This window comes from Sphingomonas sanxanigenens DSM 19645 = NX02, assembly GCF_000512205.2.
In the GTDB taxonomy this organism is placed as follows: Bacteria; Pseudomonadota; Alphaproteobacteria; order Sphingomonadales; family Sphingomonadaceae; genus Sphingomonas_D; species Sphingomonas_D sanxanigenens.
In genome coordinates, this window is record NZ_CP006644.1 from 31992 (window position 1) to 51962 (window position 19971).

Genomic DNA, 19971 nt, shown 5'->3' on the forward strand with positions numbered 1-19971 from the left:
GTTGGCGTGGGAGTGGATCGATGAAGTATCGCTTGGCGTCCGACAAGGTGATCGGCAAGCTCGTCGACGGCGAGGCGGTGATCATCAATCTCGACACCGGAATGTATTTCGGGCTCGATGGCGTGGCAGCCGTGGCATGGGATCGTCTGTCCGCCGGCACTGCGCTCGAGGAGATCAGCGCGTCCCTGAAACTGCGATTTCCGGCCGAGAGGCTGATCGACGAGGAACTGGCGGCATTCGCCCGCGCGTTGTGCGAGCAGGGGCTCCTCGCCGAAGCGGATGCCGCGCACCCGTCTGCATCGGGATCGGCCGTCGACGTCGACTGGCCGCCGACCTATGCCGCGCCGGCGATGGATGCCTATGACGATGTCGCCGAAATGGTGGCGCTCGATCCGCCCTTGCCGGAACTGTCCCACCAGATGATCGATCAGCCGCGCCGCGCGCACTCATAGGCCGAGACATAGGCATCGACCATTCTGCCGAAGTCGAAATGCGCCGCCATGCGTTGCCGGGCGCGGCATCCGGCTGCTTCGGCCGCCGCAGGGTCGGCGAGAAACCCGATGAGGGCGTGCGCGAGCGCTTTTGGATCGTCGGGCGGCACCAGCCGGCCGGTTTCACCGTCAACGATGATCGAGGGCAGTTCGCCGACGTGCGCCGCCACGCAGGGGCGTGCCGCATGCCCCGCCTCGAGCGCGACGAGGCCAAACGGTTCCTGCCAGCGGGACGGCATCGCCACCACGGCTGCGGACGCGAGAGCGGCGGGCACGTCGCCCGGCTCGATCCAGCCCGGAAAGGCGACCGCGTCGGCAATGCCGCGCGCCGCCGCGCGTGCCTCCAGCGCCGACCGTATGGGGCCGTTGCCGGCAAGCGTCAGGACCGCGCCGTGATGGGCTTGCACAACCGACGCGAAGGCATCGATCAGCGTGTCGAACCCCTTTTCCTCGACCATCCTGCCGAGCGCGAAGACATGCGGGCGGGCAGGGTAGGGCCCGGGCGCGGCGCGTGCCGGGACAGCGTTCGGGATGAGCCGGATCCGGCTGCGTATCGCCGCGTCCGGAATCGTCGCGTGAAGATAGGCGGATACGATGGTCACCACGTCGGAGCGAGACAGCAGGCGCGCGCCCGTCGACTGTCCCTGCGACAGCAGCGTGTTGTGCAGCGTCGCCACCGCCGGAATCCCGGCCGACTGCATCACCTTGTCGAACAGCATGCATTCGGCTGCCGCCACATTGTAGTGGATGATGTCCGGCGCGAAGGCGGTGATCGCCTGGCGGATCCCCCGAATGGCATCGAGGATGGCCGCAGGATCGCCGGCCTTGATCGGTTCGACCATCGGTACGCTCCAAACCGGCGCGCCGTGGGTCGAGACGGTTCGTCCGGCCGGGGCATCGGACAGCATGGCCACGGCATGGCCGCGGTCGATCAGCGCTTCGGCGAGATGGCCGACGAATGTTTCGATCCCACCGATCCGCGGATAGCAATTTCCCCAGATCAGGATGCGCATATGCTGAAACCCCACAGCCTCTTGATTTTAGAACCGGCATCGAGACCATCACGGGATGGATAGCGCCGATCGGGCAGGCATGTGAAGGAGGGGGCGCGAGCGGTGCGTGCCACACGGCTCGCGCGCCGCGCCGCTGCCTATCTGCGCCGGCTGGCGATCGCGGGTGGCCGGCGCGACTATCGCCGCTTCATCATCCTTTCGCCGGGCCGTGCCGGATCGACGCTGCTCGTCGAGCGCTGCGCCTCGCATCCGGCGATCTGCTGTTTCACCGAACTGCTTCATGCCGGCCGCAGCTTCGCCGATCCGCTGCGCGACCCGATGCTGTTCCTCCGCCGCTATCCGTGGCGCCGGCATCCGCGCGGCATCGGGGCGGTGGGCTTCAAGCTGCTCTACGAACAGTTCATGCGCCACCGCGAGGCGCTGCGACCCCTTGTCGACGATCGAGACCTTCACATCATCTGGCTCGATCGTCGCGATCGACTGGCGCATTACCTGTCGTCGGTGGCGTTGCAGGCGACGGGCGTGGCGAACGTATCGCGCGATGCCGACGTTCCGCCGACCATGGCCCACGCCATCGATCCCGAGCATTGCCGGCGCTTCTTCATGGGCAATGCGCTCATGTCCGATATCGTCACCGAGAGCTTCCGCGGCCATCCGATGCTCCGCATCCTCTACGAGGATCTGGTGGCCGATCCGCCGGGCGTCGACGCCAGCCTCTGCGCCTTCCTCGGCGTGCCGCCACGTCCGCTCAACCACAACACCCGCAAGCTGGCGCGGGGCAGCCTGGCCCAGCGTGTGACCAACCGCGAAGACCTGCTCGCCCATTTCCGCGGTACGCGTTGGGAAGAAGAGATCGCTGCTGCTCTGGGCGGCGGCCGGTGACCCCCGGCGGCCGGACGCGTCCGTCCCGGCCGACGGCGGCGGACGGCCATGGCGGCGTGCTGGCGGCCGGGCGTCTCGCTGACCTCGTCGACGCGGCGACCGGGCCGCACGATGCGATGGCGGCCTGGCTGCGCTATCGCGCCGCACTGGGTGATGTCGTTGCGGACGAGGGCGAGCGGCGGCTCTATGCGCTTGTCGCGCACCGCATCGACGCCGCCCGGCTGCCACCCGCCGACCTTGCGCTGATCCGCGCGCAGCGGCGCGGCGCCCGTGCCCGGCACGAACTGCTGTTCGACGCCGCCGGGCAGCTTGCGGACCTGTTCGCCGGCGCCGGCATCACACCGGTGTTTCTCAAGGGCATCGCGCTGCAGATCCGGGTGTTCGGCGACACGGTCATCCGCGCGTCCTCCGATATCGACATCTTCGTCGATCGCGCGGCGCTCGCACCGTGCCTCGCGCTGATCGAGGCTGCGGGCTGGACACGCAAGGAGGATCGGCCGCGGACCGACGATCCGGACCGGATCGCGGCGATGCGCGTCAAGATCACCTACCGAATGCCCGGTGGCGTCTTCGTCGATATCCACTGGGTCGCGCGCGAGCCGCTCGAATTCGATGCCGCATTGTCGGCGGCGTTTGCCGGCGCGACGGTCATGCGCGCCTATCGCGGGCGGCAATGGCTTATCCCCTCCGATCTGTGGCTGCTGTTCGAGACGATCGAGCACGGCATCAACTGGAACGAGGTCGTGCCGATTCGCTGGCTGGTCGATGCTCTCGCGCTGCTCCGTCTGGACGATGCCGATATCGACTTCGACCGGCTGTGCACGCTCGTGGAGCAGGCCAGGCTCGAACGCATATTCTCGATCGGCCTCGGCGAGATCGCGCGTGTCGGCGGGAAGGGCGAGATCGTGCCGCCGGCGGTGCTGGATCGGCTTGCGGGCGCGCGGCGCGGGTCGCGGGGACGCCTCGACCTGCGCGCACGGCTGACGCGCCCAAGCCCGCTGGTCACGATCGGCGCCAGCCTGTCTCACTACCTCTTGCGGCATCCGGCGCCCCCGCTGCTCCGTCTGCTCGGCTATCCGGCCTATTATCGGATGCGTGCGCTCCGCTGCATGACCTGGGCAGAGGTCATCGGTCGCGCGGTCGCGCGGATCCGGCCGGGCACGCGCTGATGGAGGGGCTTGCGGATGCGCTGCTGCCGCTGGCGCTGGCCCATGACGGCGCCGCGCCGGACGCGGCGTTGCGGGCGGCGGCGGCGCGCCTCGCCGCCCGACTGTCGCAGCGCGACGGTGGCCCGGTCCCCAATCCCGCCGTGCTGGCCGGCAACCTGCGCCTGCTGGGTCTGTCGCTGCCGGTTGCCGCGCACCGTCGCCTGACCGCGCTCGCGCTGCGCGAGGAGAAGCGATCGGCGATGGCGGCCGAACAGGGCGAGGCGCTCGAGGCGCTGTTCCGCGCACACGGACTTTCGGTGCAACCGGTGCGTGGCTGGGATTTCGCGCGCCGCTATTATGCCAGGCCGCTGGATCGACACTGCCACGCGCTGCGCTGGCTGGTCGATGACGAGGCCGCCGGCGACCGGGTTGCGGCGCTCGTGCGCGCCGAGGGCTGGACATCGATCGTTGCCGCCCCGCGGCTCGCGCCGCACAAGCGCATTTTCTCCGGGCCGGATCGCATCGCCGTTGAGGTGCATCTCCGCCCGTTCGGCTGGACGATGCTGGCGATGGAGCCCGATGCGCGTGGCGGGGCGGCGTTCGCCGCGGTCGAACTCATCGGATCCAGCCTGGTCGAGATGTCGCTCGCGGCGCGCTGGCCGATCGATCTTGCCGCGCTGCTTCGGCATGCGGCACCGGATCCGGACGGCTTCGTCCGCCAGGTCCGGCGTTTCGGCTTTGCCGGTCATGCCGATCGGTCGCTCGCGCATTTGGCGCGGCACGTTCATAGCGACGATGTGGTGCTGGCGTCCCGCATCGCGCTCCTGCGCACCGCGCTCGCGCGGACCGGCGCGCGGGACGATGCGGCGATTCGCGATGTCCGCTATCTCCGGGCGATGGCGACGGCGGGCCGCGCCGGCTTCCTGCTGCGGGCTTGCGGCCGGCCCGATCTTGTCGGCGCGGCGCGCGCGATCCGGGCGGAACGCCATGCGCAACGGAGCGCGCGGGCGGCGGTGCGGGCTAGCCTCGTGCGGCGGGTGCGCATCCGATCGCACTGAGCCGGCCATGGTCCAGCCGATAGCGGTGCGCATCGAGCAGCGCGGGCAGCGGACGGTGCGCGACCATCACGATCGTTGCATCGGCGCATTCCCGCTGGATGCAGGCGCAGGTGCGCCGTTCGGTTTCCGGATCGAGCTGTGACGTCGCCTCGTCGAGAATCAGCAGGTCGGGCGCGCCGCAGATCGCCCGGGCGATGGCCAGGCGCTGGCGTTCGCCCCCGGACAGCCGCTGGACCGTCTCGGCGCGGTCGTCGTCGAGCGAGAAAGGCAAGCCGAGTTCGGCGATGACCCGTTCCGCCCGTGCGCGGTCGAGCGTCTCGATCGGGTGCGGGAAGGCGAGATTGTCGATCGGCGGGGCTGCGAAGAGGAACGGATGCTGCGCGACGAGCGCCACGCGGGCACGCCGCATGCGCCCGATGACATCGCCGCCCTCGCCATCGATCAGGACCTGCCCGGCGGTCGGCTTGATCAGCCCGCACAAGAGCAGCACCAGCGTCGATTTTCCGGCACCCGACGCGCCCGATATCTCGATGCGGTCGCCTGGTCGGATGGTCAGCGACACACCGGCGAAGATCGGCGTCGCGGCGCCCGGCCGTGTCAGCGAGACCGCGTCGAGTGCGATCGAGCGCGCGAACAGCGGCTCCACCGGTTGCTCCGGCCGCGGCTCCAGCACCTCCACGGGCAGGTTGCGATCCGCGATGATCCTCGCAAGATCGGGCGCGTGCGCGTTGACCTTCTGCGCCATCGTCGCCGAGCGCTGCAGCGCCGGCAGCAACCGTACGGAGGCGGCGGCGAAGATCGTCAGCGCCTGAACCAGCGTGGCACCCGATCGACCCTGCAGCAGCAACGCCACGGTCAGCACGCCGATCGCGGAGACGAGCACCAGTTCGCGCATGTGCGCCGGCCATTGTCCCAGCGCATGCTCGTCGGCGACGGCGTTGGCATGCGCGGTGGCGGCCTGGTCGAACATTGTCGAGAAGGCGTTCTCGCTGGCGCTCAGCTTGATCGCGCCGGCGTCGCCCAGCGCACCGTCCGATATCCGCCGCATCTGGTTGAGCGCGTCCCATCGCCTTGCCCCGTGACGAAGCGCGTGACGGCGGGCCCATGCGGTCTGCAGGCCGTAGACCGCGGCCATCCAGCCGACCGCGGCCAGCGTTGCCACCGGCTCCAGCCAGAGCAGCACCGCGACGAGCGCAAGCATCACCAGCCCGTCGACCATCAACTGGGCGGCCGGCAGCAGGAGCTGGTGGACCAATGCGGTTGCCGAGACGAACATGGTCTGGCGCTGTTCCGACCGGTCGCTGACCACCTGGAGGTCATGGGATTGGCCGAGATAGGTTCTGAGCAGGTCCCTGGTCAGCCTGACCTGTTCGGCCATCGTTCGGCGGAAGATCGATCGACTGATCTGGCCCACCGCCACGAAGCGCGCTGCGAGGAACAGTGCAACAGCGGCGGCGAGGGCGAGGCCGTCCACCAGCGCCGTGCCGGTGCGCAGCCCGGCCGGCCAATAATGATCGACGCCGGCCGGGCCGGCCAGCCCATAGAGCAGCAGCAGCAGCCAGCGCAGCACGAGCAGAGTCGCGATCTCGATCAGCGCCAGCGGCAGGACGTGAAGCGCTTGTTCGATGAAAAAGCGTGGCCCGATCAGGCGGTAGAGCTGGCGGAGCTTGCCGGCGACCATTCTACGCGCCGATCAGTGCGATGGCGGTGGCGGAACGGCCATCGCCATCAGCGCTTTCGGGTGAGTTCGCGCATGGCGTCGTCGAGCCCGCCGAGGGTCAGCGGATACATTCGATCATTCATCAACTCCCGCACCAGCCTCGTCGAATGCGCATAGCCCCAATGCGACTCCTCCACCGGGTTCAGCCACACGGTCGCCGGATAGATGCCGGTTACGCGCTGCAGCCACGCCGCGCCCGATTCCTCGTTGAAATGCTCCACCGATCCGCCGGGGTGGGTGATCTCATAGGGGCTCATCGCGGCGTCGCCGACGAACACTACCTTATAGTCATGGCCATATTTGTGGAGCACGTCCCAGGTCGGCGTGCGTTCCGCGAAGCGGCGGCGATTGTCCTTCCATACGCCTTCGTAGAGGCAGTTGTGGAAATAGAAGAATTCGAGATTCTTGAACTCGGTGGTCGCGGCCGAGAACAATTCCTCGCACAGTTTCACATGCGGATCCATCGATCCGCCGATATCGAGGAACAGCAGCAATTTCACCGCATTGTGCCGCTCCGGCCGCATCCGGATGTCGAGCCAGCCCTGCCGCGCGGTGTCGTCGATCGTGCCGTCGATGTCGAGTTCGTCCGCGGCGCCCTCGCGCGCGAAGCGGCGCAGGCGGCGCAGCGCGACCTTGATGTTGCGCGTGCCCAGTTCGCGGGTGGAATCGAGGTTTCGGAAGTCGCGCTGTTCCCACACCTTGATCGCGCGGCCCTGCCTGCCCTCGCCGCCGATGCGCACGCCCTCGGGGTTATAGCCCGAATGGCCATAGGGGCTGGTGCCGCCGGTGCCGATCCACTTGCTGCCGCCCTGATGCTTGCCCTGCTGTTCCTCGAGCCGCTTCTTCAGCGTCTCCATGATTTCGTCCCAGCTTCCGAGCGCCTCGATCTCCTTCTTCTGCTCGTCGGTGAGATACAGTTCGGCGACGGCGCGCAGCCATTCCTCGGGGATGTCGGCGGGGGTGGCGCCGAAGCTGGTCTCGATCCCCTTGAAGACTTTCGCGAACACCTGGTCGAACCGGTCGAGCAGGCTCTCATCCTTCACGAAGGTGGCGCGGGCGAGATAATAGAAGTCCTCGGGCCGACGCTCGATCACGTCGCGGTCGAGCGCTTCGAGGAGGATGAGATGCTCCTTGAGCGAGGCCGGGATGCCGGCGGCGCGGAGCGCATTGAGGAAGGCGAGGAACATGTTTAAAAGCCCCTCCCCTTCAGGGGAGGGGTTGGGGTGGGGGCGATCGAAGCGAGCCCTGATACGGTCCCCGAAAGCCTCACCGGGAGCGTCGAGCCCCCGCCGGTGCTTGCCCCACCCCGACCCGTCCCCTGAAGGGGAGGGGCTAAAAGGCGCCTACCCCTCACCCCTTCTGCCGCCGCGCCATGAACGCGAGCCGTTCGAACAGCATCACATCCTGTTCATTCTTCAGCAGTGCGCCGTGGAGCGGCGGGATCGCCTTGGTCACGTCGCGCGATTGCAGCACGTCGAGCGGCAGGTCCTCCGCCAGCAGCAGCTTGAGCCAGTCGAGCAGTTCGGAGGTAGAGGGCTTCTTCTTGAGCCCCGGCACCTCGCGCACGTCGTAGAACAGCTCCAGCGCCTTCTGGACGAGGATCTTCTGGATGCCGGGGAAGTGGACCTCGATGATGTCGCGCATCGTCTCGCGATCAGGGAATTTGATGTAGTGGAAGAAGCAGCGGCGCAGGAAGGCGTCGGGCAATTCCTTCTCGTTGTTGGAGGTGATGACGACGATCGGCCGCTCCACCGCCTTCACCGTCTCGCCGGTCTCGTAGACGTGGAACTCCATGCGATCGAGTTCCTGCAGCAGGTCGTTGGGGAATTCGATGTCGGCCTTGTCGATCTCGTCGATCAGCAGCACCGGCAGTTCGGGGGCAGTGAACGCCTCCCATAATTTGCCGCGGCGGATATAATTGCCGATATCGTGCACGCGCGGATCGCCGAGCTGGCCGTCGCGCAGCCGCGCCACCGCATCATATTCGTAAAGGCCCTGCTGCGCCTTGGTGGTCGACTTGATGTTCCATTCGATCAGCGCCGCGTTGGCCGCCTTGGCGATCTCCTGCGCGAGCACGGTCTTGCCGGTGCCGGGTTCGCCCTTCACCAGCAGCGGGCGCCTGAGCGTCACTGCGGCGTTGACCGCGACCTTCAGGTCGTCGGTGGCGACATAGTTGCTGGTGCCTTCGAACCGCATCGCGTTCCTCTCGCCGGCCATTCCCCCTTTTCGGGATAGGGTGCCGGTGTCGGGCGCGCAAGCATACCGCGCATCCGATCGGAGGGGCGGTCAGCCGCGGTCGCGGGCGTCCCGGCGCGCTTCGAGCAGATCCCACAGGCCGCGCTGCTGCCCCAGGATCTGGCGCGCACCGAAGGTCATCGCCCGCGTGATGATGGGGGTTTCGGCGGCGGCGTCGATCACGGCCAATGTGGCATCGACGCCCGGCAAGGTGGCGGGGAGGGGAGGCACGCCCAGCCGCTCGGCGGCATCGTCGAGCAGGATGCGGATCGCCGCCCAGTCGAGCAGCAACGCGGCGGCGGCGCCGATCGCGCAGCCGACGCGGCCGGATTCGGCAAGCGTGGCAAGCGCATGGCGCTGGCCGTTGATCGCAGCCTCGCATTCGGCCTGGCCCGGCGTGCTCGGCATTGGCCCGGCCGCGACCGCGAGATTGGCGAGATTGTTGCGCTCTATGGCGAAGCCGGCGACGGCCGCTGTCAGCCACTCCGCCGCGGCGGGGTGCACCGCATGCGCCGGCACCTGGTCGATCAGCGCCGGCTGCGTGCCGTGCAGCAGGCAGAGATAATGGATCGCGTCGGAAAGGTTGCGCGCGGCATGGCGCCCACTGGTCAGCGCGGGCGACCGGAACCAGCGATGCGCGGCGCTGCCGTCGTCACGCACCAGCGCAGACAGCATGGCGCCCGCGCCATCGTCCAGACCATATTTTCGAATCGCCTCGATCACCATGCGGGGATGGTTAGGCCGGTTGCGTAAAGGCGGAGTTTACGCGGGTCGTGGATATAGCCCTCTCCCTTTACGGGAGAGGGCCTGAATGGCTCACTGATCGAGGAAGCTGCGCATCTTGCGGCTGCGGCTCGGGTGCTTGAGCTTGCGCAGCGCCTTCGCCTCGATCTGGCGGATGCGTTCGCGGGTCACCGAGAATTGCTGGCCGACCTCTTCCAGCGTGTGATCGGTGTTCATGCCGATGCCGAAGCGCATGCGCAGCACGCGTTCCTCACGCGGGGTGAGCGAGGCGAGCACGCGGGTGACCGTTTCCTTGAGGTTGGCCTGGATCGCGGCATCGACCGGGATGATCGCGTTCTTGTCCTCGATGAAGTCACCCAGGTGCGAATCCTCCTCGTCGCCGATCGGCGTTTCGAGGCTGATCGGCTCCTTGGCGATCTTCATCACCTTGCGCACCTTCTCGAGCGGCATCGAGAGCCGCTCTGCCATCTCCTCGGGCGTGGGCTCGCGGCCCTGCTCGTGGAGGAACTGGCGGCTGGTGCGCACCAGCTTGTTGATCGTCTCGATCATGTGCACCGGAATGCGGATCGTGCGCGCCTGATCGGCGATCGAGCGGGTGATCGCCTGCCGGATCCACCAGGTGGCGTAGGTCGAGAACTTGTAGCCGCGGCGATACTCGAATTTGTCGACCGCCTTCATCAGGCCGATATTGCCCTCCTGGATGAGATCCAGGAACTGCAGGCCGCGGTTCGTGTATTTCTTGGCGATCGAGATCACGAGGCGGAGATTGGCCTCGACCATCTCCTTCTTCGCGATGCGCGCCTCGCGTTCGCCCTTCTGCACCATGTTGACGATGCGGCGGAACTCGGCGAGCGCCATGCCGGTCGCCTGCGCGATTTCCCCGATCTCGGCGCGAATGCGGTCGACCGCGGCGCCTTCGATGGCGACGAAATTGCCCCATTTCTTGTCGATCGTCGCGACCGCGGCGGTCCAGCCCTCGTCCAGTTCATGGTCGAGATAGCGGTCGAGGAAGTCCTTGCGCGGCACCTTGTGGCGCTCGGCAAGGCGCAGCATCTGCCCGCCCAGCGCGGTCAGGCGGCGGTTGTAGCTGTAGAGCTGGTCGACGAGATATTCGATCTTCGCGCCGTGGAACTGCACGCTCTCCACCTCGGCGGTGAGATCCTCGCGCAGCTTCTGATACTTCTTTTCCTCGGCCGCACCGAAGTCGTTGCCCACGCCGAGCACTTCGATGCGCGCGGCCTGCAGCTTGGTGAACTTCTTGTAGAGCGAGGTAATCGTCGCGAACTTTTCGAGCGCGGCCGGCTTCAGCGTCTCTTCCATCTGCGCGAGGCTGAGGGTGTTGTCCTCTTCCTCGTCGTCCGACGGGCGCTTGGCGCGGCGCTCGGTCATCGACTCGTCGTCGTCTTCCGCCGGGGCTTCCTCGACGTCCTCTTCTTCCTTGTACGACGGGCCGGCGGTCTTCTCGGAAATCTCGCCGTCGGCTTCCTCGCCGTCCTCGGTCAGGCTTTCGGGCGCCGGATCCTTGGAGAGCATCGCGTCGAGATCGAGGATCTCGCGGAGCTGCATCGTGCCTTCGTTGAGCGCGTTCGACCAGTCGATGATCGCGTTGAAGGTGATCGGGCTCTCGCAGAGACCCAGGATCATCGTGTCGCGGCCTGCCTCGATACGCTTGGCGATGGCGATCTCGCCCTCGCGGCTGAGCAGTTCCACCGCGCCCATTTCGCGCAGATACATGCGCACCGGGTCATCGGTGCGATCGACGCTCTCGCGCTTCTTTTCGGCGACATTGGCCGACGGGCCGTCATTGGAATCCGGCGTTTCGGCCTCGTCGTCGGCCTGGTCCTCGGGCTCCGCGTCCTCGCCGGCGTCCTCGTTCTCGACGATGTTCACGCCCATTTCGTTGAGCGCCGACATGACGTCTTCGAGCTGGTCCGACGACATCTGATCCTGCGGCAGCGCCTCGTTGAGCTGATCGTACGTGATGTAGCCGCGCTTCTTGGCGCGGGCGATCAGCTTCTTGAGCGACGCTTCGTTGAGGTCGATGAGCGGCGCATCGCCGCTACCGTCGGTCTTGTCCGTCATTTCCTGGGAGTTCGCCTTCGCCATACGTTCTAAACCTGTTCCTCGGGGCCGGACCCAATTTCATAGGCCCTGCCTAGAAGCGCCGCCCTCGCTTCGCGTAACGCCTGACGCCGGGATTCTAACGCCTCGTAGTTCGACGGCGATAAATCTTCAATCAGACGCTGCGCGACTCGTTCAAATTCCTGCGTCAGAGCCTGTTCCCGGGCCAGCAGTTCCACCAGTTCGCGCAGCTGATATTCTGCCGATTCGCTGTCGTCCGCCGATTTGAGAAACGCATAGCCGAGCTCCGGCGCCGCACCGCGATCGCCTTTCGGGGGCATTCGCAGCATGTCCAATATGGATCTGAGGGCGCCATCATCAAGGGTTGGCCGGGTTATCGCGGTGCTGAGCAGTTCGTCGCGGACCTCCGAAAGCTGCGGATCGTCGATCAGCAGGTCGGACAAGGGCTCGGCCACCGCGGCGATCGCGCGCGGCCACAGCGCGAGCCCGACGAGCACCGCGCGCAGCACCGCTTCCTCCACCGCGCGCTGGCCGGGCGGCAGTCGGCGCGGGCCGCCGGCACCGCCGCCCCGGCCATCGCGGTTGCCGTCGCGGTCGCCGCCGCGCTTCCAGCCGAAATCCTGGTAGAAGCGGTCGCGGAAGGCGCGGCGATATTCCTCCGCGATCACCCTCACCGTGTGCGCGTTCGCCACCTCGTCCAGGCGGTGGCGCAGCGCCGCGCGGCCGTCGGGACCGGCAAGGTCGAGCCCCGCCGCCGCCGTTTCCCACAGCAGGTCGACGAGCAGGCGCGGGGTGGCTGCCACCGCCTCGAACGCCGCGGCCCCGCCCTCGCGGATCACGTCGTCCGGGTCCTTGCCGCCGGGCAGGCTCACGAAGCGCAGCGACTGGCCCGGGACCATCGCGGCATAGGCGCGCTCGGCAGCGCGCATCGCCGCCTTCTGGCCGGCATTGTCGCCGTCGAAGCACAGGGTCGGCACGTCGACGATCTTCCACAGCCGTTCGAGCTGCGCCTCGGTGAGCGCGGTGCCGAGCGGCGCCACCGCCTCGTCGATGCCGGCCTGCGCCAGCGCGATGACGTCCAGATAGCCCTCGACGACGATCACCCGGCCGGCGCGGCGCGCGGCGGGCGCGGCGCGATCGAGATTGTAGAGCGTGCGGCCCTTGTCGAAGAGCGCCGTCTCCGGCGAGTTCAGATATTTGGGCTCGCCCTGGCCGATGATGCGGCCGCCGAACGCGATCGTCCGTCCGCGCTGGTCGCGTATGGGGATCATCAGCCGGCCGCGGAACCGGTCATAGGGCTCGCGGCTGTCCTCCGGCGCGATGAGCAGGCCGCAATCGACCAGCATCTGGTCCCCGAAGCCGTCCAGCGCCTTGCGCAGCTTGCCGCGGCTGTCGGGTGCGAAGCCGATGCCGAACGCCTTGATCGTCGCGGCGGCGATGCCGCGCTTCTCCAGATAGGCGCGCGCCTCGCTGCCATCGATGCCGGCAAGCTGGTCCTGGAACCAGCGCGCGGCGGCCTCCATCGCATCGGTCAATCCCACCGCCCGTTCCGCCCTGGCGGCGGCGCGGGGATCGGGCGCGGGCACCTCCATGCCGGCGGTCGCGGCGAGTTCCTTCACCGCATCCATGAACGGCAGGCCGCGCGCCTCGGTCAGCCACTTGATCGCATCGCCATGCGCCGAGCAGCCGAAGCAATGGTAGAAGCCCTTCTCGTCATTGACGTAGAAGCTCGGGGTCTTCTCCTGGTGGAACGGGCAGCAGGCCGAATATTCGCGGCCCTTGCGGGTGAGCTTCACCGTGCGCCCGATCAGCGTCGACAGCGTCGTGCGATCGCGCAGCTCGTCGAGGAATTGCGGGGAAAGCGCCATGATTACTCCCCTCCCGCAGAGCGGGAGGGGTTGGGGGAGGGCCTGTCCGAATCGCCGCGCGGACCATCCCCCTCACCGTTCGTCCCGAGCGAAGTCGAGGGACATGGGGGAAGAGAAGGAAGCGTAGAACGCTCCCCGGGCGGGCGGGAAAAGAATTTCAACGCGGTCCAATCCTGCCGGATCAGCGCGTCCTTCTTGGCGCGCGACCAGGGTTTGATGCGGCGCTCGGCTTCGAGCGCCTCGATGCGAGTCGGAAAACCCTGCGCCCAGACAAGCTCGACCGGCAGGCGCTGCGACGTGAAGAGGCAGAACCCGCCGGTCTGATGCTCGGCTATCCGGCGATCGAGCGCATCGGTGTGGCCGGTGTAATACCGGCCATCGGCGCAGCGCAGGATATAGGCCCAGAATGCCACGCGGTCTTCGTGTCCCCTCGTCCCTCGACTTCGCTCGGGACGAACGGAGGAGGGGGAGCGAGCCTAGCGTGGTTGATGGATCGCCCCAAAGCCAAACTCACAAGAGCGGGGGCAAGTGGGCGCCGTTGGGCCTTATTCACAGGATACCCCCAACTTATCCACAGGAAAGCTCAGCTCAGCGCCGCCTTCACCGCGGCGCTCGCCTTGCTCATGTCCAGGGTGGTGCCGTGGCGTTCCTTCAGCACCGCCATCACCCGGCCCATATCCTTGACCGAGCTCGCGCCCAGTTCGGCCTTGATCGCCTCGATCGCAGCGCCGGTCTCGGCCTCGTCCATCTGGCGGGGCAGGAAGCGTTCGATCACGACGACCTCTGCCTTCTCGACCTCGGCCAGTTCGGCGCGGTTGCCCTTTTCGTAGAGCTCGATCGACTCGCGGCGCTGCTTCACCATCTTCTGCAGCACCTCCACGACGAGCGCATCGTCGTCGGCCGGCGCCTTGCCGGTGCGCGCCTCGATGTCGCGGTTCTTGATGGCGGCCTGGATCAGCCGGATGGTCGCGGTGGACGGCTTGTCGCCACCCTTCATCGCCGTCACGAGCGCGGCCTTGATATCGTCCCGGATCATGGGTCTCTTTCGCATCTTGCGGGTAAACGATCCCCATAGCGGCGGCGCGCAGATTTTAATAGATTGACCCGCCCGGGGGGCGTCCCTAGGTACCCCGCCGTTTGCCCGTCCGCAGTCTTTATGAGGAGCGCCAGTCCATGGCCGAATACACTTCCGCGCGTCCACCTGAAGGAGCGACGGGAGTCCTCGTTTTGGCCGATGGTTCGGTGATCTGGGGGCGAGGTTTCGGTGCCGAGGGCGCCGCGGTGGGGGAGCTGTGCTTCAACACCTCGATGACCGGCTATCAGGAGGTGATGACGGATCCGTCCTACGCGGGGCAGATCGTGAACTTCACCTTCCCGCACATCGGCAATGTCGGCACCAATGGTGAGGACGTCGAGGCGATCAACCCGCACGCGCTGGGCTGCCTCGTGCGCGAGGACGTGACCGAGCCGAGCAATTTCCGCGCTGTGCAACATTTTGCACAATGGATGGCGGTCAACGGCCGCATCGGCGTTTCCGGCATCGACACCCGCGCGCTGACCCGCACGATCCGCGTCAAGGGCGCGCCGAACGCGGTCATCGCGCACAGCGCCGCGGGCGAATTCGACATTCCCGCGTTGCTCGAACAGGCCCGCGCCTGGCCGGGGCTGGAAGGCATGGACCTCGCCCGGGAGGTCTCGACGCTGCAAACCTATGCGTGGGACGACGGGCTGTGGACGCTGGGGGCCGGCTATGCCACCCACGCCGCCAACCCCGATGGACCGCACGTGGTCGCGATCGATTATGGCCTGAAGCGCAATATATTGCGCAACCTCGTCGCCGCGGGTGCGCGGGTGACGGTGGTGCCCGCAACCGCGACGGTGGAAGACGTGCTGCGCCATGAGCCGGACGGCATCTTCCTGTCCAACGGCCCCGGCGATCCCGCCGCGACCGGCGAATATGCGGTGCCGGTGATCCGGGCGCTGCTGGATATGGCCAAGCCGATCTTCGGCATCTGCCTCGGCCACCAGCTCCTCGGCATTGCCGCGGGGGCGAAGACGATCAAGATGCACCAGGGCCATCGCGGCGCGAACCATCCGGTGAAGCGCACCGACGACGGCCGCGTCGAGATCACCAGCATGAACCATGGCTTCGCGGTGGATGCGGATACGCTCCCCGCCAACGCCCGCACCACCCATATCAGCCTGTTCGACGGCTCCAACGCCGGCTTCGAGCTGACCGACCGGCCGGCCTTCTCGGTGCAATATCACCCCGAAGCATCGCCCGGCCCGCAGGACAGCCATTATCTGTTCGAGAAGTTCGTGAATTCGCTCCGGTGAGGGACGGCGCCCGGCGCCTGTCTCGCTCATTCCCGTCCGCTCTCGCTGAAGTGACCCAATAAGATGCCCAAACGCACCGACATCTCCTCGATCCTCGTCATCGGCGCCGGCCCGATCATCATCGGCCAGGCCTGCGAGTTCGACTATTCCGGGACCCAGGCCTGCAAGGCGCTGCGCGAGGAGGGGTACCGGATCATCCTGGTCAACTCCAACCCGGCGACGATCATGACCGATCCGGAGATGGCGGACGCGACCTATGTCGAGCCGATCACGCCCGAGATCGTCGCGCGCATCATCGAGAAGGAGCGCCCCGATGCGGTGCTGCCGACGATGGGCGGGCAGACCGCGCTCAACACCGCGCTGGCGCTGTTCCGCGACGGCACGCTGGAGAAGTATGGCGTCAAGATGATCGGCGCCGACGCCGAGGCGATCGACAAGGCCGAGGACCGGCTGAAGTTCCGCGACGCGATGGACAAGATCGGGCTGGAGAGCGCCCGTTCGGTGATCGCCCACACCGTCGACGAGGCGATGGCCGCGCTCGAGCATACCGGCCTGCCGGCGATCATCCGCCCCAGCTTCACCATGGGCGGCACCGGCGGCGGCGTCGCCTACAACAAGGACGAGTTCCGCCAAATCGTGACCGGCGGCCTCGCCGCATCCCCCACCACCGAGGTGCTGATCGAGGAATCGCTGCTCGGCTGGAAGGAATATGAGATGGAGGTCGTGCGCGACAGGAACGACAACGCCATCATCATCTGCTCGATCGAGAATATCGATCCGATGGGCGTCCATACGGGCGATTCCATCACCGTCGCGCCGGCGCTGACGCTGACCGACAAGGAATATCAGATCATGCGCAACGCCAGCATCGCGGTGCTGCGCGAGATCGGCGTCGAAACCGGCGGCTCCAACGTCCAGTTCGCGGTCAATCCCAAGGATGGCCGCCTGATCGTGATCGAGATGAACCCGCGCGTCAGCCGCTCCTCGGCGCTGGCCTCGAAGGCGACCGGCTTCCCGATCGCCAAGGTCGCCGCCAAGCTGGCGGTGGGCTACACGCTCGACGAGATCGACAACGACATCACCGGTGCCACGCCGGCATCGTTCGAGCCGACGATCGACTATGTCGTCACCAAGATCCCGCGCTTCGCCTTCGAGAAGTTCAAGGGCGCCGAGGCGGTGCTGGGCACCGCGATGAAGTCGGTCGGCGAGGTGATGGCGATCGGCCGCAACATCCATGAAAGCCTGCAGAAGGCGCTGCGCGGGCTGGAGACCGGCCTGTCCGGCTTCAACCGCGTCGACCGGCTGGCGGGTGCGCCCAAGGACGACATCATCGCCGCGCTCTCCAAGCCGACGCCGGACCGGCTGCTGGTCGCCGCGCAGGCCCTGCGTGAAGGCCTGACGATTGCGGAGATCCACGCGATCGCGAAGTTCGATCCCTGGTTCCTCGAACGGCTCGCCGAGATCGTCGCCGCGGAAGAGCATGTGTGCCGCAACGGCCTGCCGCGCGATGCCGCGGCGATGCGCAAGCTCAAGGCGATGGGCTTTTCGGACAAGCGGCTCGCCTGGCTGGCGCTGCAATCCGCCAACGTCGCGCCGGGCATGGACCGGGCGATCGCCGGCGGCTCGGGCCTCGTCCGCGACGCCGTCGTCGCGATGACTGGCGGGGTGACCGAGGCCGAGGTGCGCGCGCTGCGCCACAAGCTGGGCGTGCGCCCGGTGTTCAAGCGCATCGACACCTGCGCGGCCGAGTTCGAGGCGAAGACGCCCTACATGTACTCGACCTACGAGGCGCCGGTGTTCGGCGCGCCCGAGTGCGAGAGCCAGCCGTCGGACCGCCGCAAGATCGTGATCCTCGGCGGCGGCCCCAACCGCATCGGCCAGGGCATCGAGTTCGACTATTGCTGCGTCCACGCTTGCTTCGCGCTGGCGGAGGCCGGGTTCGAGACCATCATGGTCAACTGCAACCCCGAAACCGTCTCCACCGATTATGACACCTCGGACCGCCTCTATTTCGAGCCGCTGACCGCCGAGGACGTGCTCGAAATCCTTCACGTCGAGGCGGGCAACGGTGAACTGGTGGGGGTGATCGTGCAGTTCGGCGGCCAGACCCCGCTCAACCTCGCCAAGGCGCTGGAAGCGGCCGGTATCCCGATCCTGGGCACAAGCCCCGACGCGATCGACCTCGCCGAGGATCGCGAGCGTTTCGCGGCGCTCGTCGAGAAGCTCGGCCTCAGACAGCCGCTGAACGGCATCGCGCGCAGCCGTGACGAGGCGGTCGCGGTGGCGGAGCGCATCGGCTATCCCGTGCTGATGCGGCCCAGCTACGTGCTGGGCGGCCGGGCGATGGAGATCGTCGACGGCCTCCAGCAGCTCGACGATTACATCCAGACCGCGGTGCAGGTCTCCGGCGAGTCGCCCGTGCTGATCGACCAGTATCTGCGCGACGCGGTGGAAGTGGACGTCGACGCGATCCGCGACGGCACCGACGTCGTCGTGGCCGGCGTGATGCAGCATATCGAGGAGGCGGGCGTCCATTCGGGCGACAGCGCCTGTTCGCTCCCGCCCTACAGCCTCTCCGCCGAGATCGTCGCCGAGATCGAGCGGCAGACGGTGGCGCTGGCCAACGCGCTGAACGTGATCGGCCTGATGAACATCCAGTTCGCGGTGAAGGATGGCCAGGTCTATCTGATCGAGGTCAACCCGCGCGCCAGCCGCACCGTGCCTTTCGTCGCCAAGGCGGTGGGCAGCCCGATCGCCAAGATCGCGGCGCGGGTGATGGCGGGGGAGAAGCTCGCCAACCTGCCGGCGATCAACCGCGACATCGCCCACATCGCAGTCAAGGAAGCGGTGTTTCCGTGGGGCCGCTTCCCGGGCGTCGATCCGGTGCTCTCGCCCGAAATGAAGTCGACCGGCGAGGTGATGGGCCTCGACCGCGATTTCGCTACCGCCTTTGCCAAGGCGCAACTCGGCGCCGGGCTGGTGCTGCCGACCGAGGGCGCGGTGTTCGTGAGCGTCAAGGATGGCGACAAGCCGGTGATCCTGCCGGCGGTGCGCGAACTCGTCGCGCTCGGCTTCACCCTCGTCGCGACCGACGGCACCGCGGCCTATCTGGAAGCGCATGGGCTGCCGGTGGAGCGCGTCAACAAGGTGGCGCAGGGCCGGCCGCATATCGTCGACCGGATGATCGATGGCGGCATCGCGCTGGTGTTCAACACCACCGAGGGCTGGCAGTCCCTGAAGGACAGCCAGTCGATCCGCGCGACAGCTGTGACGGGGAAGATTCCCTATTTCACCACGGCGGCGGCAAGCGTCGCCGCGACCCGCGCGATCGCGGCGCTGCAACAGCAGCCCCTTGAAGTACGCCCCTTGCAGTCATATTATTCGCTTTCGCACGGCTGATCCCGAAATTTCAGTTCAAGCCGAGGGCGCCTCTTTCAGGGAGAGGCGCTGAAAGTGGGTTTTTGACGAGGAAGAACTAGATGGCGACCGTCGACAAGATGCCGATGCTGGCCGAGGGCCAGCGGATGCTCAACGACGAGCTTGGCCGGCTGCGCGCCGAGCGCCCGATGATCATCGACGCGATCGAGGAAGCGCGCGCGCATGGCGACCTTTCGGAAAACGCCGAATATCACGCCGCGAAGGAGCGTCAGGGCCAGATCGAGGCGATGATCGCCGACATCGAGGACAAGCTCAGCCGCGCGCAGGTGATCGATCCCACCGAGCTGAGCGGCGACAAGGTCGTATTCGGCGCGACGGTGACCCTGCTGGACGAGGATGATCATCCCATCACCTACCAGCTCGTCGGCCAGACCGAGGCAGACGCGAAGACCGGCCGGATTTCGTACAATTCGCCGCTGGGCCGCGCACTGATCGGCCGCCAGGTGGGCGACGAGGTCGAGGTGACGGTGCCGTCGGGCGACCGCTATTATGTGGTCGACAAGATCGAGTTCAAATGAGGCTCATATCCCTCGCCCCTGGGGGCGAGGGTTGCGGCGCTTCCGCGCCGCGCGCTCGCTGCGCGAGCGCAACCCCTCATCCAACTCCGCCTAATTCGCTTCGCTCATAAGGCTTCGTATCCTTCTCCCCCAAGGGGAGAAGGTGGGGCGCTGCACCAATTTTCCTATCCTCCCCGAGCTCGGCCCGGGGAAGAAAGCAGGGATCAGTCCTTGCTGGGCGCCAGCACGTCCGGCTCGAGCAGGCGGTGGAGGTGGACGACGACATACTTCATTTCGGCGTCGTCGACGGTGCGCTGCGCTGCGGCCCGCCATGCCTTCTCGGCGCTGCTATAGTCTTCGAAGAAGCCGACCACGTCGAGCGACTTGAGGTCGGCGAAATCGAGGGTCTGGGGGTCCTTGACGCGACCGCCGAAAACGAGATGGATCTTGCTCATGGC

17 protein-coding genes are annotated in these 19971 nt (G+C 67.2%); 7 read left to right on the forward strand and 10 right to left on the reverse strand.

Going from position 1 to position 19971, the window contains the following annotated elements; translation table 11 throughout:
- Positions 1-20 precede the first annotated feature (20 nt).
- Complete coding sequence (locus tag NX02_RS30460) at positions 21-452, forward strand: PqqD family protein (protein ID WP_025290195.1); 432 nt, start codon at positions 21-23, stop codon at positions 450-452.
- Here the strand turns inward: NX02_RS30460 and NX02_RS00185 are convergent.
- Positions 428-1504: a glycosyltransferase family 4 protein gene (locus NX02_RS00185; protein WP_025290196.1), complete on the reverse strand. Its 1077-nt coding sequence runs from the start codon at positions 1502-1504 to the stop codon at positions 428-430. The two genes, NX02_RS30460 and NX02_RS00185, sit on opposite strands and share 25 nt — an antisense overlap.
- A 102-nt stretch (positions 1505-1606) precedes the next feature.
- Here NX02_RS00185 and NX02_RS31955 point away from each other — a divergent pair, with 102 nt between their 5' ends.
- Genes NX02_RS31955 through NX02_RS00200 form a run of 3 tightly spaced genes read left to right on the forward strand, consistent with a single transcriptional unit; the run spans position 1607 to position 4592 of the window.
- Positions 1607-2386, forward strand: a complete 780-nt coding sequence (locus NX02_RS31955) for a sulfotransferase family protein (RefSeq protein ID WP_025290197.1) — start codon at positions 1607-1609, stop codon at positions 2384-2386.
- On the forward strand, positions 2383-3555 hold the full coding sequence (locus tag NX02_RS31960) for a nucleotidyltransferase family protein (RefSeq protein ID WP_025290198.1): 1173 nt from the start codon (positions 2383-2385) through the stop codon (positions 3553-3555). The genes NX02_RS31955 and NX02_RS31960 overlap by 4 nt, the downstream gene beginning before the upstream one ends.
- Positions 3555-4592: a nucleotidyltransferase family protein gene (locus tag NX02_RS00200; RefSeq protein ID WP_025290199.1), complete on the forward strand. Its 1038-nt coding sequence runs from the start codon at positions 3555-3557 to the stop codon at positions 4590-4592. The genes NX02_RS31960 and NX02_RS00200 overlap by 1 nt, the downstream gene beginning before the upstream one ends.
- Here NX02_RS00200 and NX02_RS00205 read toward each other — a convergent pair.
- The 8 genes from NX02_RS00205 to NX02_RS00240 form a co-directional block, all read right to left on the reverse strand.
- The gene (locus NX02_RS00205) at positions 4555-6273 is read right to left on the reverse strand and encodes an ATP-binding cassette domain-containing protein (RefSeq protein ID WP_025290200.1); all 1719 of its coding nucleotides are present in this window, start codon (positions 6271-6273) and stop codon (positions 4555-4557) included. The two genes, NX02_RS00200 and NX02_RS00205, sit on opposite strands and share 38 nt — an antisense overlap.
- Before the next feature lie 47 nt (positions 6274-6320).
- Positions 6321-7499 (reverse strand): vWA domain-containing protein, encoded by a 1179-nt coding sequence (locus NX02_RS00210; protein WP_025290201.1) that lies wholly within the window; start codon positions 7497-7499, stop codon positions 6321-6323.
- Between the two features lie 163 nt (positions 7500-7662).
- Positions 7663-8508: an AAA family ATPase gene (locus NX02_RS00215; RefSeq protein WP_025290202.1), complete on the reverse strand. Its 846-nt coding sequence runs from the start codon at positions 8506-8508 to the stop codon at positions 7663-7665.
- A gap of 90 nt (positions 8509-8598) precedes the next feature.
- Positions 8599-9222: a DUF6975 family protein gene (locus tag NX02_RS00220; RefSeq protein WP_084718157.1), complete on the reverse strand. Its 624-nt coding sequence runs from the start codon at positions 9220-9222 to the stop codon at positions 8599-8601.
- Between the two features lie 141 nt (positions 9223-9363).
- Positions 9364-11397 carry an RNA polymerase sigma factor RpoD gene (rpoD, locus tag NX02_RS00225; protein WP_025290204.1) on the reverse strand — a complete coding sequence of 678 codons (2034 nt, stop codon included), beginning with the start codon at positions 11395-11397 and terminating at the stop codon, positions 9364-9366.
- Between the two features lie 5 nt (positions 11398-11402).
- Positions 11403-13241: a DNA primase gene (dnaG, locus tag NX02_RS00230; RefSeq protein WP_025290205.1), complete on the reverse strand. Its 1839-nt coding sequence runs from the start codon at positions 13239-13241 to the stop codon at positions 11403-11405.
- Between the two features lie 2 nt (positions 13242-13243).
- Positions 13244-13654 (reverse strand): GIY-YIG nuclease family protein, encoded by a 411-nt coding sequence (locus tag NX02_RS00235; RefSeq protein WP_047099709.1) that lies wholly within the window; start codon positions 13652-13654, stop codon positions 13244-13246.
- Positions 13655-13824: 170 nt separating this feature from the next.
- On the reverse strand, positions 13825-14277 hold the full coding sequence (locus tag NX02_RS00240; RefSeq protein ID WP_025290206.1) for a GatB/YqeY domain-containing protein: 453 nt from the start codon (positions 14275-14277) through the stop codon (positions 13825-13827).
- A 137-nt stretch (positions 14278-14414) separates the two neighbouring features.
- On the opposite strand from NX02_RS00240, the gene carA reads away from it, so the two are divergent.
- From carA to greA, 3 genes are all read left to right on the forward strand, one after another.
- Positions 14415-15578, forward strand: a complete 1164-nt coding sequence (gene carA, locus NX02_RS00245) for a glutamine-hydrolyzing carbamoyl-phosphate synthase small subunit (RefSeq protein ID WP_025290207.1) — start codon at positions 14415-14417, stop codon at positions 15576-15578.
- Between the two features lie 63 nt (positions 15579-15641).
- Positions 15642-18977: a carbamoyl-phosphate synthase large subunit gene (gene carB / locus NX02_RS00250; RefSeq protein ID WP_025290208.1), complete on the forward strand. Its 3336-nt coding sequence runs from the start codon at positions 15642-15644 to the stop codon at positions 18975-18977.
- An 80-nt stretch (positions 18978-19057) separates the two neighbouring features.
- Entirely contained in the window at positions 19058-19534 is a 477-nt protein-coding gene (gene greA / locus NX02_RS00255) for a transcription elongation factor GreA (protein WP_025290209.1), read from the forward strand.
- A gap of 203 nt (positions 19535-19737) precedes the next feature.
- On the opposite strand, the gene NX02_RS00260 is transcribed toward greA, so the two are convergent.
- Positions 19738-19968, reverse strand: coding sequence for a DUF4170 domain-containing protein (locus tag NX02_RS00260; RefSeq protein ID WP_025290210.1), 231 nt, complete (start codon positions 19966-19968; stop codon positions 19738-19740).
- Between the last annotated feature and the right edge of the window lie 3 nt (positions 19969-19971).

Coding starts and splice junctions, on each gene's coding strand:
- NX02_RS00205 (WP_025290200.1), bottom strand. CDS start 6,273: ATGGTCGCCGGCAAGCTCCGCCAGCTCTACCGCCTGATCGGGCCACGC.
- NX02_RS30460 (WP_025290195.1), top strand. CDS start 21: ATGAAGTATCGCTTGGCGTCCGACAAGGTGATCGGCAAGCTCGTCGAC.
- NX02_RS00185 (WP_025290196.1), bottom strand. CDS start 1,504: ATGCGCATCCTGATCTGGGGAAATTGCTATCCGCGGATCGGTGGGATC.
- NX02_RS00210 (WP_025290201.1), bottom strand. CDS start 7,499: ATGTTCCTCGCCTTCCTCAATGCGCTCCGCGCCGCCGGCATCCCGGCC.
- NX02_RS00215 (WP_025290202.1), bottom strand. CDS start 8,508: ATGCGGTTCGAAGGCACCAGCAACTATGTCGCCACCGACGACCTGAAG.
- carA (WP_025290207.1), top strand. CDS start 14,415: ATGGCCGAATACACTTCCGCGCGTCCACCTGAAGGAGCGACGGGAGTC.
- NX02_RS00200 (WP_025290199.1), top strand. CDS start 3,555: ATGGAGGGGCTTGCGGATGCGCTGCTGCCGCTGGCGCTGGCCCATGAC.
- NX02_RS00260 (WP_025290210.1), bottom strand. CDS start 19,968: ATGAGCAAGATCCATCTCGTTTTCGGCGGTCGCGTCAAGGACCCCCAG.
- rpoD (WP_025290204.1), bottom strand. CDS start 11,397: ATGGCGAAGGCGAACTCCCAGGAAATGACGGACAAGACCGACGGTAGC.
- carB (WP_025290208.1), top strand. CDS start 15,642: ATGCCCAAACGCACCGACATCTCCTCGATCCTCGTCATCGGCGCCGGC.
- NX02_RS00240 (WP_025290206.1), bottom strand. CDS start 14,277: ATGATCCGGGACGATATCAAGGCCGCGCTCGTGACGGCGATGAAGGGT.
- NX02_RS00220 (WP_084718157.1), bottom strand. CDS start 9,222: ATGCTGTCTGCGCTGGTGCGTGACGACGGCAGCGCCGCGCATCGCTGG.
- dnaG (WP_025290205.1), bottom strand. CDS start 13,241: ATGGCGCTTTCCCCGCAATTCCTCGACGAGCTGCGCGATCGCACGACG.
- greA (WP_025290209.1), top strand. CDS start 19,058: ATGGCGACCGTCGACAAGATGCCGATGCTGGCCGAGGGCCAGCGGATG.